We start from the raw sequence: 13,994 nt of genomic DNA, 5'->3' as shown, positions 1-13,994 counted from the left end.
GCTGGTGCTTGGCACCAGCGCAATTTTCGTTTAATCAGCTACTCGCCGGCCTCGAGCTCGATCTGGGCGGCCGCGGCGAAGATCATCCAGCGCTGGACTGCCGCCGAGAGCCGGCGCGGTTCCTGGTCGATCAGATGGCCTGCAGTTGCCGTGACCAGTTGCCTGGCCTGCTCCCTGCTTGGTGCTTCCAAGCGGTGATCTTTCGCGGCGAGGGCCAGATACCGGCACAGGATTCCGGCAAAAAGGTTCCCGTCTCCCCCGCGGTTGAACGCGAGTACTCGGGCCGCGGAAGACAGCGAGTGCGTGGTCGCATCGATCAGCACCTGGGCGTGAGCCAGATCGGCTGGCTCGCCAAGCTCAAGCAACGCGCCTAGCACCGTGCCCTGGTTATAGGTATAGATCGCTGGCTCCACCGTATGCCCCTGGCTGGCCAACCGCAGCCCGTCCAAATACAGCCCACGCTCGGCGCTGAACAGGTTCTTCTCCAGCCATTGGAGAACCTGCCGTGCGGTGTCCTTCTGTCCGGTTCGGCCGAAGAACAGTGCCGCCGGCGCATTGGCCGGCGTATTCTTGAAATCCCGTTTTTTCGACCAGTACAGGCCGCCGCCCAGCACCTCGTCCATGCCAGCTTGAAGCTGTTCTCCCAGCACCCGCATTGCAGTCTGAGCAGCGTGGTTTCCTTCTCCCCTCACGGCCAGCGTGAACTGCGCCAGACGGCCGCTGGCCAAGGCAAGCCACGCCATATCGTCGAAGAAGTAGTTGGGCAGCATCCCGAAGTTGCGAATTCGAATGCCACGCAACAGATGATTGGCCCGGGCCAGCTCGGCACGCGCCGATTCCGCGTCGCCTGCGGCCAGATAGGAGTGGCCGTCATCAATGATGGCATCCAGATAATGCGCCTGCCACCAATAGTTCCACTCCGAAAACGGGTGCGCGCAGCCATTGAGATCGCTGAGCAAGCTTCCGTCGCGCAACCGGTGCGCCCTGCTGTAGCTCTGCCCAATCCAGGTTCCGGGCAGCCGCAAGAGGCGCCGTCCGAAACGCTGGTGGGTGTCGATGGCGGCTTGGTGTGCCAATTCCTGCATGGACTCCATGGTGCCTTCCGGTTCACGCGGCATCAGTTCTTCTCACAGACCTTAGTGCATATCCAACCATCCTGCTGATAGTGCTTAAAGTACTTGAGCTGCCCCAAGTCCAAGGACAGCTCAAGTTCATGCTCTGGCTGCGGCTATTTCCCGTCCGGGTTCAAGCGCTGGAGAACTCCGGTGATGACCTTCTTGTCGACAGTCGGCCACATCGGCGGCAGCGTCGCTTTCAAGAAGCTGCCGTACCGTGCAGTGGCCATGCGCGAATCGAGGATCGCCACCACGCCCTTGTCCCCGACCGAACGAATCAGGCGTCCAGCGCCCTGGGCCAGGCGAATCGCCGCATGGGTGGCGGCCACCTGCATGAAGCCGTTGCCGCCATGCTTGGCCACGTCCTCGGAACGGGCTTTGGAGATCGGATCGTCCGGGCGCGGGAACGGGATCTTGTCGATGATGACCAGCCGGCAGGAATCTCCTGGCACGTCCACGCCCTGCCACAGGGTCATGGTTCCGAACAGGCAGGTGTCGCGTTCGCTGCTGAACTGCTCGACCAGCGACTTCATGCTGCCCTCGCCCTGGCACAGGATCTCCACGTCCAGGCGTTCGCGCAAGATGCTTGCCGCTTCTTCGGCGGAGCGTTTCGAAGTGAACAGAGCCAGTGCACCGCCGCCGGAGGCCTTGATGAGATCCTCGATCTCATCCAGCGTCTCGGCGGCCAGTTGGCGGCCCGGCTTGGGCAGATGCTTGGCTACGTACAGGATGCCCTGCTTCGGGTAATCGAAGGGACTGCCGACGTCCACGCCGGTCCAGGACGGAGCCCCGGCGCCCATCAGACCCAGGGAGCCTGCGACCGAGTCGAACTGCGCGCCGATAGCCAAGGTAGCGCTGGTCAAGACGACCGTGCGCCCGTCGAAAAGCCCTTCGCGCAGCTTGCCGGCAACGGACAACGGGGCAACGTTCAACGTGGCTGGCTGGGTCTCGTCAGCTTCGACGTAGCCCCGGCCTTCGACAAACTCCCGCGGACGGGTGGTGTACAGCACCTCGCGGCGCTCTTCGGATTCGAGCATGCGAATCGCATCGTCCATCACCGCCTGCAGCTGGGAGCGGGCGGTCTGTCGTCCGCCGTCAGCCGGTGCATTGGCTTCGGGCTTGGACAGCGCCAACGCCAGCCGGGCCTGTTCCACGATGTCGTTCAGGGCGATGCCCATGTCTTCGCGCAGGCCATGTTCCAGCAGTCCCGTGGGCACACCGGTCAACGACTTCTCCAAGCGGTTCGCCGCCTTGACCATCTCGTCCACGTTCACTCCGCAATGGCGTTTGGCGCCGCCTGCCGCGGTGAGCACCATGCGTGCGGAGAGCGCCCCGGACACCGAGCTGGTCACGCGGTCTTGCAGTTCGTGGGCCTCATCGATGATTGCGACTTCGAAGTCCGGGAGGACCGAAAGCCCCTCGAAGGCCGATACCGCCAGCAGGGCGTGGTTGGTAATGACCACGTCCGCCTCCGCGGCACGGGCACGAGCCATCTCCGAGAAGCATTCATCAGCCATCGGGCACTTCTGCGACCCCAAGCACTCCATGGCCGAAACCGAGACCTGCTTCCACGCCTTGTCGCTGACCCCGGGCACCAGCTCATCGCGGTCACCGGTCTCAGTCTCTTCAGCCCATTCGCGCAGCTTCATGACCTCGCTGGCCAACGGCGAATAGGTGGTGCCGGCAGGAGCTGCCGGCTCATCCATCGAGAAAAGCGTGCCTTCGTCATCCGGGTACCCGCCGCCGAGCTTGTACTGGCACAGGTAGTTCGAGCGTCCCTTGAGCAGGGCCACATCCATCGGGCGCGAGAGCTTGCCCTTGAGCGATTCGAGCAACCGCGGCACGTCACGGCCGACAATCTGCGATTGCAGCGCCAAGGTCGCGGTGGAGACGATCACCGGCTTGGCGCTGGTCTGCGCGTGGGCCAATGCCGGAATCAGGTAGCCCATCGACTTGCCGGTGCCGGTGCCTGCCTGCACCAGCAAGTGCTTTTCATCTTCCAGCGCGCTGACCACATGCTTGACCATTTCCTGCTGGCCGGTGCGCATGGCACCGCCCATGGAAGTGACCGCGGCCTCCAGGAGCCCCAGGGCCTGCTCTTGCTTATCCATGAAGGTTGAAGGTCTCCAACTCTGCAGCTAGGGAATCGCGCACCTTGACGATCATCCGGGTGCCCTCCTCCAGGTGTTCGCTTTCCAAGATCTCTGATTCGCTCTGGTGCAGCTTGGCGATCAAATCCCCGCGGTTGTAGGGAATGAGCACCTCAAGCTGGATGCCGGGGCGTGGAATCGATGAGCTGATCTTTTCGAGCAGCTCCTGGATGCCTTCACCGGTGTGCGCGGAGACGACCACGGTGTTGGATTCCCGGTTGCGGATGCGTTCGATAACGAACGGGTCAGCCACATCGGCCTTGTTGACCACGATGATCTCTGGAATGTTCAACGCGTCGACTTCGCCGAGCACGGTGCGCACGGCCTGGATCTGCCCTTCGGGATCAGGGTGGGACCCGTCAACGACGTGCAGGATGAGATCCGAATCGGCGATTTCCTCCAGCGTGGATCGGAAGGCTTCCACCAGCTGGGTCGGGAGGTTGGATACGAAGCCGACGGTATCGGCCAGCGTGTAGGTCAACCCGTCCTCGGTCGCCGACTGGCGGACGGTTGGATCCAGGGTAGCGAACAGCGCGTTCTCCACCAGCACCCCGGCGTTGGTCAAGCGGTTGAGCAGCGATGACTTGCCGGCGTTGGTGTAGCCGGCAATGGCCACGGCTGGAACCGCATTGCGCTTGCGGTTGGCACGCTTGGCTTCACGCGCAGGCTTCATGGCCTTGATCTCGCGGCGCAGCTTCGCCATGCGGTCGCGAATGCGGCGGCGGTCCATCTCGATCTTGGTTTCACCCGGTCCACGCGAACCGATGCCGCCACCGGCGGCACCTACGCGGCCACCGGCCTGGCGGGACATCGATTCGCCCCAGCCGCGAAGACGCGGCAGCAGGTATTCGAGCTGGGCCAGTTCAACCTGGGCCTTGCCCTCGCGCGATTGGGCATGCTGCGCAAAGATGTCCAGGATCAGGCTGGTGCGGTCGATGACCTTGACCTTGACGATGTCTTCCAGGGCGCGGCGCTGCGATGGCGCCAGCTCTGCATCGACAATCACGGTATCGGCACCCGTTGACGCAACGATTCCGCGCAGCTCTTCGGCCTTGCCCGAGCCGAGGAAGGTCGAAGGGTCCGGCTTGCTGCGGCGCTGCACCAGGCCATCGAGGACTTCGGAACCTGCGGTCTCCGCCAAGGCGGCGAGCTCGCGCAGGGAGTTCTCGGCGTCGGCGACGGTACCATCGCTCCAGATGCCCGCCAGCACGACGCGTTCCAGGCGCAGCTGGCGGTATTCAACCTCGGTGACGTCTTCCAGTTCCGTGGACAGGCCTGCGACGCGACGCAGCGCGCGGCGATCCTCCAGATCTTCCTGGTCCCCGTCGAAATTGCTGAGGCCTGAGGAAAAACGGTTCAGTGCAGTAGCCTGGCCAGCGAAAATGGAATTCTCTTCTTCGCCGAAGTGCTGAACCTGCGGGCTCTGCGCATCATCGGCTGCGAGAATTCGATCGATGGCGGCCTGGATCTGGGCATCATCCATCGATGCCGAATCGTGCTCGTGTGACTCGGAGTTAGTCATGGTCTCCTTAGAAGTACTTCGCTTTCCAGAATAGTGCGGGTGGACCCCACTTTGCGACGTGGCGCGTTCAGTTTCGGTTGGTTCATCAAACATTCGTGGTCCTTTGCAAGGAGTAAAGGTCTATGGGCAAACAGGTGAATGCATGGTTACCGGTAAGCAAAGGCGTGTGCGGGGTTCTGGAAAGAAGAACTGCCAGGTAATGGGAAATGACTTTGCCGTCTGCTGATTCAGCCCGGTGGGCGCGCAAGAACTGCGCGGCCAGCTCGTGGAACCGCGGGTAACCAAGAGGGCTACGTATTAGACGAAAATGAAAGTCATAGGGAAAACTCTATCAGTGATATCTGCTCACGCCCATATCGCCTTGCTCACGTTGCCGACGCTGATCTTTGGGGTATCCGTACTGGGCGATAAGCTTTGCCTATGACCTCGGATCACTACTTCACCGCCAGCCCGGCCTCGGCAGATGAACGGCGCACCATCGAAGTCGAGCTCAACGGCTCGTTGCGCAAGGTGCAGACGGCCTCGGGAATCTTCTCCCCCGCCGGTCTGGACAAGGGAACGGCGGTGCTGTTGCAGTACGTGCCAACCCCTCGCGGACGCATTCTGGATATCGGGTGTGGCTGGGGACCCATCACCCTGGCCGCCGCCGAGCAGTCCCCGCAGTCCGAGGTCTACGGCGTGGATGTCAATGAGCGTTCCATCGACCTGGCCCGCTTGAACGCCGCGGCGCTCGGCTTGTCCAACGTAGTTGTCGGCACCCCTGAGTCCGTGGATCCGAGCCTGCAATTCGACACCATCTGGTCGAACCCGCCCATTCGCATCGGCAAGGATGCCCTGCATGAATTGCTGATGCTGTGGTTGCCGCGGTTGGCCCCGGGTGGCGAGGCATGGATGGTGGTGCAGAAGAACCTAGGCAGCGATTCGCTGCAGAAGTGGCTGGTTGAGCAGCTTCCCTCGGATTGGAAGATCACCCGTGAAGCGACCGCCAAGGCCTTCCGCGTGCTGAAGGTAGCGCGTCCGGCCTAATTGCCAAAAGCAAAATCGCAGAATAGCTCGCGAAGCTATTCTGCGATTTTTGCTATAGAGCCGATCAGGTCTACTCCGAACCGATGATCCCGCGGGCAACCAGGTCTGCCGGGCCGCTGAGGATCGTATCTTCGCCGCCCTCTGCATTGCCACGGAATTCAACGCCGACGACACCGCCGGGCACCTTGACAGCCCACTGGTTGATCAGCGCGGTGCTGCGTGCCCAGTAGCGTACGGCTGCCGCGGCCGCACACGCACCGGTACCGCATGAGAGCGTCTCGCCGACCCCGCGTTCATGGACGCGCATCTGGACCTGGGCAACCCCGTCCTCTTCGATCAGCGGCTCGGAAGGAACCACGAATTCCACGTTGGTGCCGTTGGCAGGGACGGGAGAAACCTCTGGGGCTTGGAACAGGTCCAGTTCTTCAAGCATCTGGACGTCTGGCAAGGCAACTACGGTGTGCGGGTTGCCCATGGTGATGCTCAAGGCCGGCAGCGCCTGCTCCCAGCCTCTGGGCTTGACCATGGAGTCCACCGATTTTTCCGCGGCTTCCTGCTCGAAGATCAATCCCCAGGGGCCGAGGTTCACCGCGTAGCCATCAGCGAGTCGGGTAATTTCCTTGACGCCGGCACGGCTGCCGATCTGGAAACTTTGCCCGACCTGGAGGCTCACGAGCCCCTCGGCAATCAGGTAGTGAGCGAAGGCGCGTACGCCGTTGCCGCACATCTCGGCGATGGAGCCGTCATTGTTCCGGTAATCCATGAACCAGTAGGCCTTGGGATGCTCCAGGAACTGCCCTTCGTATCCGGGAACCTTGGAGGTGGGCACGGCACGGATCAGCCCGTCACCGCCAACGCCGAAGCGGCGGTGGCACAGGGCCGCCACCTGTTCGGCGTTGAGATCCAGCTGCGCTTCCGGGTCGGCAATCAGCACGAAGTCGTTGCCGGTGGCATGGCCCTTGGCGAAACGTTGTCCAGCCAGCTGACCTAATTCGGTGCGGTACATCAATGCTCCTAGAGTTTTCGTTCGTACGTTGGCTAGCCGATGATCTTCAGTGTTTTTTCCAGCAGCCCAGGTTCCAGCGGGTTCAGCCAGTTGACCCGCTCATCTGCGTTGAACCAGGTGATTTGGCGTCGCGCGAACTTGCGGGTGGCAATGACCGTCTGGTCAATGGCTTCGTCCCGGGTGATCTGCCCGTCGAGGAAGTCGATGTACTGCTGGTAGCCGATGGCGCGCGAGGCGGTCTTGCCGTCGCGCAATCCCTGGCCGAGCAGTCCCTCGACTTCCGCGGCCAATCCCATGGCATCCATCTTGTGCACTCGGGTTTCCAAGGCCTCATGCAATGCCTGGCGGTCGTAGTTCAAGCCGATCTGGATTGCCGGAGCGGCATACTCGCGTTGCGGCATGAAGGAGCTGAAGGCCCGACCGGAAATCTCGTGGACTTCAAGGGCGCGGATCGCGCGGCGCAAGTCAAGATTGCGTGCTGCGGATACCGGGTCAACCTCGGCCAGCCGGCGGCGCAGCGATCCGTCTCCTTGAGCCTCGACCTCGGCCTCCAGCCGTTTCCTGACGTCTGGATCTGTCGGCGGGAAATCGATGACATCAAGGGCCGCCCGCACATACAGTCCCGAGCCTCCGACCATCACCGGAACCTTGCCGCGGGCACGGATTTGGGCGAAGTGGTCGCGGGCTTCGGCTTGGAAGGCGGCAACGGATGCTTCCTCGGTGATGCCCATGGTGTCGAGCAGGTGATGCTCGATGCCGCCACGCTGATTCACCGGCAGCTTCGCGGTGCCGATGTCCATGCCGCGGTAGAACTGCAGGGCATCGGAATTGACGATTTCCCCGCCCAGTTCCTGCGCCACGGCGATGGCCAAGTCCGACTTGCCGGTACCTGTGGGGCCGACGATGGCAATCACCGGCAGGTTCGAAGTGGCCATATGGCTAGCTGCGCACTTTCAACGTCGGCATGCCCAAGCTCGTGCGGCCTTTCGATCCGTTGGCCGCCGGCGCTGGAACCCCGCAGCTTTCGGCCTGCGCCCGGTCCCACGCATCCCCGGCGCGCGAACGGCGCAGGGAGTACTGGTCCACGGTGGGATCGGAGATCAGGTGGAATGCCGCCACTTCGGTGATCGGCAGGGTTACCAGGTCGCCAGGGCGCGGGGCCTGGGCACCTTCAGGTACCGAGAAGTGCACCAGGCGCTGGTCCTGCGAGCGTCCGGAGAGACGGTGGGTCTCTTCGGCCTTGCGTCCGGACTGTTCGGTGGCCATGACTTCCACGGTACGGCCCAGCTGCTTCGCGTTCTCCTCCTTGGAAATGCGGTCCTGCAACGCCGTCAAGCGCTCATAGCGTTCCTGCACCACTGCCTTGGGAAGCTGCTCGTCCAGGTCGGCTGCCGGGGTGCCCGGACGCTTGGAGTACTGGAAGGTGAAGGCCGAGGAGAACCGCGACGCTTCAACCACGTCGAGGGTGGCCTGGAAGTCTTCTTCGGTTTCGCCCGGGAAGCCGACAATGATGTCGGTGGTGATTGCCGCATGCGGGATGCGTTCGCGGACCTTGTCCAGGATCCCGAGGAATTTCTTGGACCGGTAGGAGCGGCGCATGTCCTTGAGCACCTTGTCCGAGCCGGACTGCAGCGGCATGTGCAGCTGCGGCATCACGTTAGGTGTTTCCGCCATGGCATCGATGACGTCATCGGTGAAGGCCGCCGGGTGCGGGCTGGTGAAGCGCACGCGTTCCAGTCCTTCGATTTCACCGCAAGCGCGCAGCAGCTTGCCGAAGGCCAGGCGGTCTCCGAATTCCACGCCGTAGGAGTTCACATTTTGGCCCAGCAGGGTCACTTCGATGGCGCCGTCGTCTACGAGGGCCTGGATTTCGGCGAGGATCTCGCCCGGGCGGCGGTCCCGCTCCTTGCCGCGCAGGGAAGGGACGATGCAGAAGGTGCAGGTGTTATTGCACCCTACGGAGATGGAGACCCAGCCGGCGTACACGGATTCGCGTCGGGTAGGCAACGTGGAGGGGAAGACATCCAGGGATTCAAGGATCTCCAGTTGCGCCTTCTGGTTGTGGCGCGAGCGGGCCAGCAGCGTGGGCAGCGAGCCGATGTTGTGCGTGCCGAAAACCACGTCGACCCATGGGGCCTTCTTGATGATGGTGTCGCGGTCCTTCTGAGCAAGGCAGCCGCCGACGGCAATTTGCATATTGGGGCGTTCAGCCTTCAGGTTCTTGAGCATGCCCAGGTGCCCGTACAGCTTGTTGTCTGCGTTCTCACGCACTGCGCAGGTGTTGAAGACAACAACGTCGGCGACTTCTTCGGCCAGCTCTTCCGGCTTGCGGCTCAGCCCTGCATCTTCCAGCAGGCCAGAGAGGCGCTCGGAGTCGTGGACGTTCATTTGGCAGCCGAAGGTACGTACCTCATAGGTACGGGGTAGTTCTTCGCTGCCGATGTTGCTCAAGGTATGTTGCTCAGTCACCCTTAAAGATTACCGAAGATCGGGTGCCGCTGAAATGTAGGCGAGCCTCCGCTGGACTCCTGGTTGCCTTCACGGTTACGGCCTAGTGGCCGTCGGTGCGCGCCTTCGGGTGGAAGGCCAGGAAAAGGAATAGGCTTTTCGATAGCTGATTCGGCGTATGAAAGGGCAATCCGTGGAAAACCATTCGCCAGGCAAGCACCAGAAAACCGGCAAGTACCGACCGTTGCGGTTGTCGCGCGGCATGAAGATCTTCCACTGGTGGATGGCAGGATTATCCGCGCTTTTCCTTCTCGCCATCCCGATCGCTATTGGCATCATCCCGCCCATTGATGGACAAACCGACAGCCTGCTGTTCAATATCGGTGTCGGCTCGATGCTTGCCGGGGTCCTGGTCTTGAGCCTCTGGGCCTACCAGGGCATTGACGATTGGCTTGAGCGCCGGAGAAACGCACCAGGGCGGCATCCGAAACGACATCAGTAGCGATTGCCGAAGCGCTCTTCCCATTCCTCGCGGGCGACCTTGAACGCCATGCCGCCGTTGTAGCCTTTGCGGCCCAGCATCCCCACGAGCCGGCGCAGGGCTTTGTCCCGATCGGCGCCCATGGATTCGGGACGCAGCTTCGCGCGCACCAGTTCGCGGGCTCGCTGCTCCTCCGCTTCGTCATCGATTTGCTCCAGCGCTTCAGCGGCCAGCTCGTCGTCCACCCCCTTGGTGCGCAGCTCGCGCTTGATCGCACCGCGGGCTAATCCACGCGAGCGAGCGCGGGCAACGACCCAGGACTTCGCAAAGCGTTCATCATCCACGAGGTTGATCTCGGCATAGCGGTCGATGACCTCATCGGCAATGTCTTCCGGGCATTCATTCTCAAGGAGCTTGTCCTTGAGCTGCTTGGCGGTCTTGTCGCTGGCCGTGAGCTGGCGCAGCAAAATTCCGCGCGCCTTTTCCCGCCACTGGTCGTCGCTGAGCTCTTCAGGCTCCCCCGCTTGGCGGGCAGCTTTTCGCGCTTCGCGCGCTTCGCGGCGTTCCTGCTTCGACGGTTTGGCCGGCGCGGGCGCAGCCACAATCTGCTCCATGGCCGCGCGCAGCTCTTCGATACTGCCCGGTTTCGCCGGCTGCTCGGAGAAGCTGGCAATGGTTCGCGAGGTGCTGCCGGCCGGCATTGCAGGCGCCGCAGCGCGCTGGGATGCCCGCTGAGCCGCCCGGTCCCGCTTGGCTGATTCCCCAGCCGCTTGGGCTTCCAATTCTTCCGGGCTGGGCCTGGCCCAGTCCGGCATGTCTTCGAGGTCGCCCTGGAACTCTTTGGAAACGGACGTAGCGTCCGACCCGGAATTCTTTCCGGGTCGGACGCTACGTCGTTGGAAGCCTGAGGCCACTACTGATCGCCCTCGACGACTCGCAGTTCTGTCTCGTCTTCTTCAACTTCTTCCATTGGCAGGACGCCGAGCTTCTGCAGGATCTGGCGTTCGAGCTCGTTGGCCAGATCCGGGTTGTCGCGCAGGAAGCGGCGGGCGTTTTCCTTGCCCTGGCCCAGCTGGTCTCCGTCATAGGTGAACCAGGCACCGGACTTCTTGACCAGGTTGTGCTCGACGCCCATGTCGATGAGCGAGCCTTCCTTGGAGATGCCGTGGCCGTACAGGATGTCGAACTCGGCCTGCTTGAAAGGAGGAGCCATCTTGTTCTTGACGATCTTGCAGCGGGTACGGTTGCCGACCGCGTTGGTGCCCTCTTTCAGGGTCTCGATGCGGCGGATATCGATGCGCACCGAAGCGTAGAACTTCAGCGCCTTGCCACCTGTGGTGGTTTCCGGGCTGCCGAAGAAGACACCGATCTTCTCACGCAGCTGGTTGATGAAGATTGCGGTGGTCTTCGAGGCCGAGAGGCGGCCGGTGATCTTGCGCAATGCCTGGGACATCAGTCGAGCCTGCAGGCCGACGTGGCTGTCGCCCATCTCGCCTTCGATTTCGGCGCGGGGAACCAGTGCCGCCACGGAGTCGATGACGATGATATCCAGTGCACCGGAGCCCACGAGCATATCCATGATTTCCAGTGCCTGCTCGCCGGTATCCGGCTGGGAGACCAGCAGCGCATCGGTGTCGACGCCCAGCTTCTTGGCGTATTCCGGATCCAGCGCGTGCTCGGCATCGATGAATGCCGCGACGCCGCCGGCCTTCTGTGCGCTGGCGACTGCGTGCAGGGCAACCGTGGTCTTGCCCGAAGATTCCGGACCATAGATCTCCACCACGCGGCCGCGTGGCAATCCGCCAATGCCAAGGGCGGCATCCAGGGCAACCGAGCCGGTAGGGATTACTTCAATGGGTGCGCGGGTTTCGTCGCCCAGGCGCATGACCGAGCCTTTGCCATAGGCCTTGTCAATTTGGCCCAGGACAGCCTCTAGCGCCTTTTCCCGATCATTTTTTGCTGCCATGGTTCACCTTTGCTCTTGCAAGCCTGCTACGTACTTGCTCATGATTTTTGTCCTGCAATAGACAGTATGCTTGCCCACCGACACTTTGGACTCCGATAGCCCAGAAGTGTGGACAATCCCAGTGCTTAAGTTCTTTGCGCAGTTTCCTGCGTTGTTTCCAGCATAACCCTATCCGAACAGGTGTTCGAAATTCAACACGGCGTGTTCGAAGAATTACTGCATGGGTATTCGAATGGAATCCCTACGATTGCTTCGGCTCGATATCCACGCCAAGCCAGCGTTCAGCCGGAACATCTTGCGCCCGGCACAGGGCTTCCCAGATCTGCTTGGGCTTGATGCCCCTATCGAGCGCCTGTGCCGCAGTCAGGCTGCCGAGTTCGGTCAGGGCCATGGAATCGGCCAGCACGCGGGAGTACCGCGGGCCGAACTCGTTTTCCATATTTCGCCAGAAATCGCTGATTTTCACCTGATAATTCTCCCACGCAAAGGCAAGGAGCCCGCGCATTTCGCGCAGGCTCCTTGCATGGCTGCCGGCAGTCTCGATTACTGAGTAGCGGCGGCCTGGAAAAGATGATGCTAGACCGAGGCCAGTGGCTTGCTGTTGCCCTTGGCGGCAAACTCGTCGGCCATATCCGTCGGGACGGTATCCGGGATCGCAATGCCCTCTGCCAGGGCAACGCGCTCGGATACTTCACGGAGCATCAATGACAATGGGATTTCCAGCGCAACGCAGATTGAGGAGAGCAGCTCCGAAGAGGCTTCCTTCTGGCCACGCTCAACCTCGGACAGGTATCCGAGGGAAACTCGTGCGCTGTGCGAAACCTCGCGCAGGGTACGACCCTGGCGCTGGCGGACGTCGCGCAGGACATCGCCGATTTCATGACGGAGTACTACCATTTTGTGCTCCTCCTTCTCGGGCTGGACCATATGGGCTTCTCCCATATCGCGCCAACGGACGACACCATTGACAGTTACGGGTTGCTTGACCATGAATTTAGCCTCTGCTCCTAGGTCCATCTCGAAGATCTAATCAAATACGGGGGCCATCCTTGCGGCCCTGCAATTCGTACAACGACAGGTCATACGATTTTGTTCCCGTACGTTCACCCTAATCACATAAATGCGAGCTACGCCACATCCGGGATGATTTTTGCGTAATATCCCAGGAAGAAAAGTATTTCGTGTCTTACTGTGAAGAAGCTTTATCCAAGATGGCAGCGAACTGGTGAAGTGCCGCTTGGGTGCTCTGCTCGCGGATCTGCGCCCGGTCCCCCACAAAGTGGTGGGCCTCGGATCCGGATTTGTCTCCCATGGCCCATCCAATATACACGGTGCCCACGGCCTTGCCATCGTGCGGCTCAGGGCCGGCGACTCCGGTTGCCGAAATCGCCGCGTCGGCGCCGCAGGCTCGCTGCGCGCCGACGGCCATCTGCCGGGCCACCTCGGGATCCACCGATCCGTTGGCCGCCAGCAGTGCTTCGTCGACGCCCAGCAGCGAGGCCTTGACCTCGGAGGAATAGCTGACGACTCCCCCGCGCAATACGGCCGAGGCACCGGGAACTTCGGCCAGGCGCGCGGCGATCATTCCGGCGGTCAGCGATTCCGCGGTCGCCAGCTGCACGGCGCCGTCGATGGCCATGGCAATCACCTCGGGGGCGGTGGGCCTCATGGCGTCACTGCTCCCGCTTCTTGGCGGCCGCCACCAGCTGGCCGGCCTTGATGAGGTATTCGATGCCGGTGACCACGGTGACCGCCAGGGTCAGCAGCATCAGGTACCAGGCCGCGGTGCCCAGCCAGTCAATGGTGTGGGTGTAGGGCAGCAGGTAGACCCCGATCACGATCGCCTGCAGCACGGTCTTGATCTTCCCGCCCATGTTCGCGGCGATCACGCCGTAGCGGATGACCACCACGCGCAGCAGGGTGATGCCCCATTCGCGGACCAGGATCACGATGGTGACCCACCAGGGCAGCTCGGCCAGGATCGAGAAGCACACCAGCGCCGAGCCGGTGAGCAGCTTGTCCGCGATCGGGTCGGCGATCTTGCCGAAGTTGGTGATCAGCCCGCGGCTGCGCGCCAGGTCCCCGTCGAGCTTGTCGGTGTACATGGCCACTACGAACAGTGCCAGCGCGACCCAGCGCCACAGGCCCTGCTCGTGGTTGTCCGCCATCAGCGCCCAGATGAAGAACGGCACCATGATGATGCGGATGGTGGTGAGCACGTTGGCGATGTTCAGCGTCGGTACCGGTGGCTGGGCACTGCGGCCAGCTTGCTCGCTCATG

Annotated in this window: 14 protein-coding genes; 2 read left to right on the top strand and 12 right to left on the bottom strand. The window is 62.2% G+C overall.

What is annotated here, in order from left to right:
• Window positions 1-38 precede the first annotated feature (38 nt).
• The 3 genes from BKX98_RS08130 to hflX form a co-directional block, all read right to left on the bottom strand.
• Window positions 39-1,118, bottom strand: coding sequence for a glycoside hydrolase family 76 protein (locus BKX98_RS08130; protein WP_083586693.1), 1,080 nt, complete (start codon window positions 1,116-1,118; stop codon window positions 39-41).
• Between the two features lie 110 nt (window positions 1,119-1,228).
• Window positions 1,229-3,226: an ATP-dependent DNA helicase gene (locus BKX98_RS08125; RefSeq protein WP_038992597.1), complete on the bottom strand. Its 1,998-nt coding sequence runs from the start codon at window positions 3,224-3,226 to the stop codon at window positions 1,229-1,231.
• Entirely contained in the window at window positions 3,219-4,880 is a 1,662-nt protein-coding gene (hflX, locus tag BKX98_RS08120; RefSeq protein ID WP_369826773.1) for a GTPase HflX, read from the bottom strand. The genes BKX98_RS08125 and hflX overlap by 8 nt, the downstream gene beginning before the upstream one ends.
• Before the next feature lie 327 nt (window positions 4,881-5,207).
• Here hflX and BKX98_RS08115 point away from each other — a divergent pair, with 327 nt between their 5' ends.
• Complete coding sequence (locus BKX98_RS08115; protein ID WP_038992599.1) at window positions 5,208-5,813, top strand: class I SAM-dependent methyltransferase; 606 nt, start codon at window positions 5,208-5,210, stop codon at window positions 5,811-5,813.
• 70 nt (window positions 5,814-5,883) lie between these two features.
• On the opposite strand, the gene dapF is transcribed toward BKX98_RS08115, so the two are convergent.
• Genes dapF through miaB form a run of 3 tightly spaced genes read right to left on the bottom strand, consistent with a single transcriptional unit; the run spans window position 5,884 to window position 9,288 of the window.
• Window positions 5,884-6,819, bottom strand: a complete 936-nt coding sequence (gene dapF, locus BKX98_RS08110; RefSeq protein WP_073706796.1) for a diaminopimelate epimerase — start codon at window positions 6,817-6,819, stop codon at window positions 5,884-5,886.
• A 32-nt stretch (window positions 6,820-6,851) separates the two neighbouring features.
• A complete protein-coding gene (gene miaA / locus BKX98_RS08105) occupies window positions 6,852-7,754 on the bottom strand; it encodes a tRNA (adenosine(37)-N6)-dimethylallyltransferase MiaA (RefSeq protein ID WP_073706795.1) in 903 nt (300 codons plus the stop codon).
• 4 nt (window positions 7,755-7,758) lie between these two features.
• Window positions 7,759-9,288, bottom strand: a complete 1,530-nt coding sequence (gene miaB / locus BKX98_RS08100) for a tRNA (N6-isopentenyl adenosine(37)-C2)-methylthiotransferase MiaB (protein ID WP_073706794.1) — start codon at window positions 9,286-9,288, stop codon at window positions 7,759-7,761.
• A 172-nt stretch (window positions 9,289-9,460) separates the two neighbouring features.
• Here miaB and BKX98_RS08095 point away from each other — a divergent pair, with 172 nt between their 5' ends.
• Complete coding sequence (locus BKX98_RS08095) at window positions 9,461-9,769, top strand: hypothetical protein (protein ID WP_141357544.1); 309 nt, start codon at window positions 9,461-9,463, stop codon at window positions 9,767-9,769.
• On the opposite strand, the gene BKX98_RS08090 is transcribed toward BKX98_RS08095, so the two are convergent.
• The 6 genes from BKX98_RS08090 to pgsA all read right to left on the bottom strand — a co-directional run bounded on the left by BKX98_RS08090 (window position 9,763) and on the right by pgsA (window position 13,993).
• Window positions 9,763-10,563, bottom strand: coding sequence for a regulatory protein RecX (locus BKX98_RS08090; protein ID WP_223308913.1), 801 nt, complete (start codon window positions 10,561-10,563; stop codon window positions 9,763-9,765). The genes BKX98_RS08095 and BKX98_RS08090 overlap by 7 nt on opposite strands.
• Window positions 10,564-10,661: 98 nt before the next feature.
• A complete protein-coding gene (gene recA / locus BKX98_RS08085) occupies window positions 10,662-11,714 on the bottom strand; it encodes a recombinase RecA (protein ID WP_038992608.1) in 1,053 nt (350 codons plus the stop codon).
• Window positions 11,715-11,955: 241 nt separating this feature from the next.
• Window positions 11,956-12,180, bottom strand: a complete 225-nt coding sequence (locus tag BKX98_RS08080) for a DUF3046 domain-containing protein (RefSeq protein ID WP_038992632.1) — start codon at window positions 12,178-12,180, stop codon at window positions 11,956-11,958.
• Between the two features lie 110 nt (window positions 12,181-12,290).
• The gene (locus BKX98_RS08075) at window positions 12,291-12,704 is read right to left on the bottom strand and encodes a helix-turn-helix domain-containing protein (RefSeq protein ID WP_038992609.1); all 414 of its coding nucleotides are present in this window, start codon (window positions 12,702-12,704) and stop codon (window positions 12,291-12,293) included.
• A gap of 196 nt (window positions 12,705-12,900) precedes the next feature.
• Window positions 12,901-13,383, bottom strand: a complete 483-nt coding sequence (locus BKX98_RS08070) for a CinA family protein (protein WP_073706792.1) — start codon at window positions 13,381-13,383, stop codon at window positions 12,901-12,903.
• Between the two features lie 4 nt (window positions 13,384-13,387).
• Window positions 13,388-13,993, bottom strand: coding sequence for a CDP-diacylglycerol--glycerol-3-phosphate 3-phosphatidyltransferase (gene pgsA / locus BKX98_RS08065; RefSeq protein ID WP_038992611.1), 606 nt, complete (start codon window positions 13,991-13,993; stop codon window positions 13,388-13,390).
• Window position 13,994: the final 1 nt, after the last annotated feature.

Source organism: Glutamicibacter sp. 0426, from assembly GCF_001906485.1.
GTDB lineage: Bacteria > Actinomycetota > Actinomycetes > Actinomycetales > Micrococcaceae > Glutamicibacter > Glutamicibacter nicotianae.
This window is presented reverse-complemented; position numbering and strand designations above follow the sequence as displayed.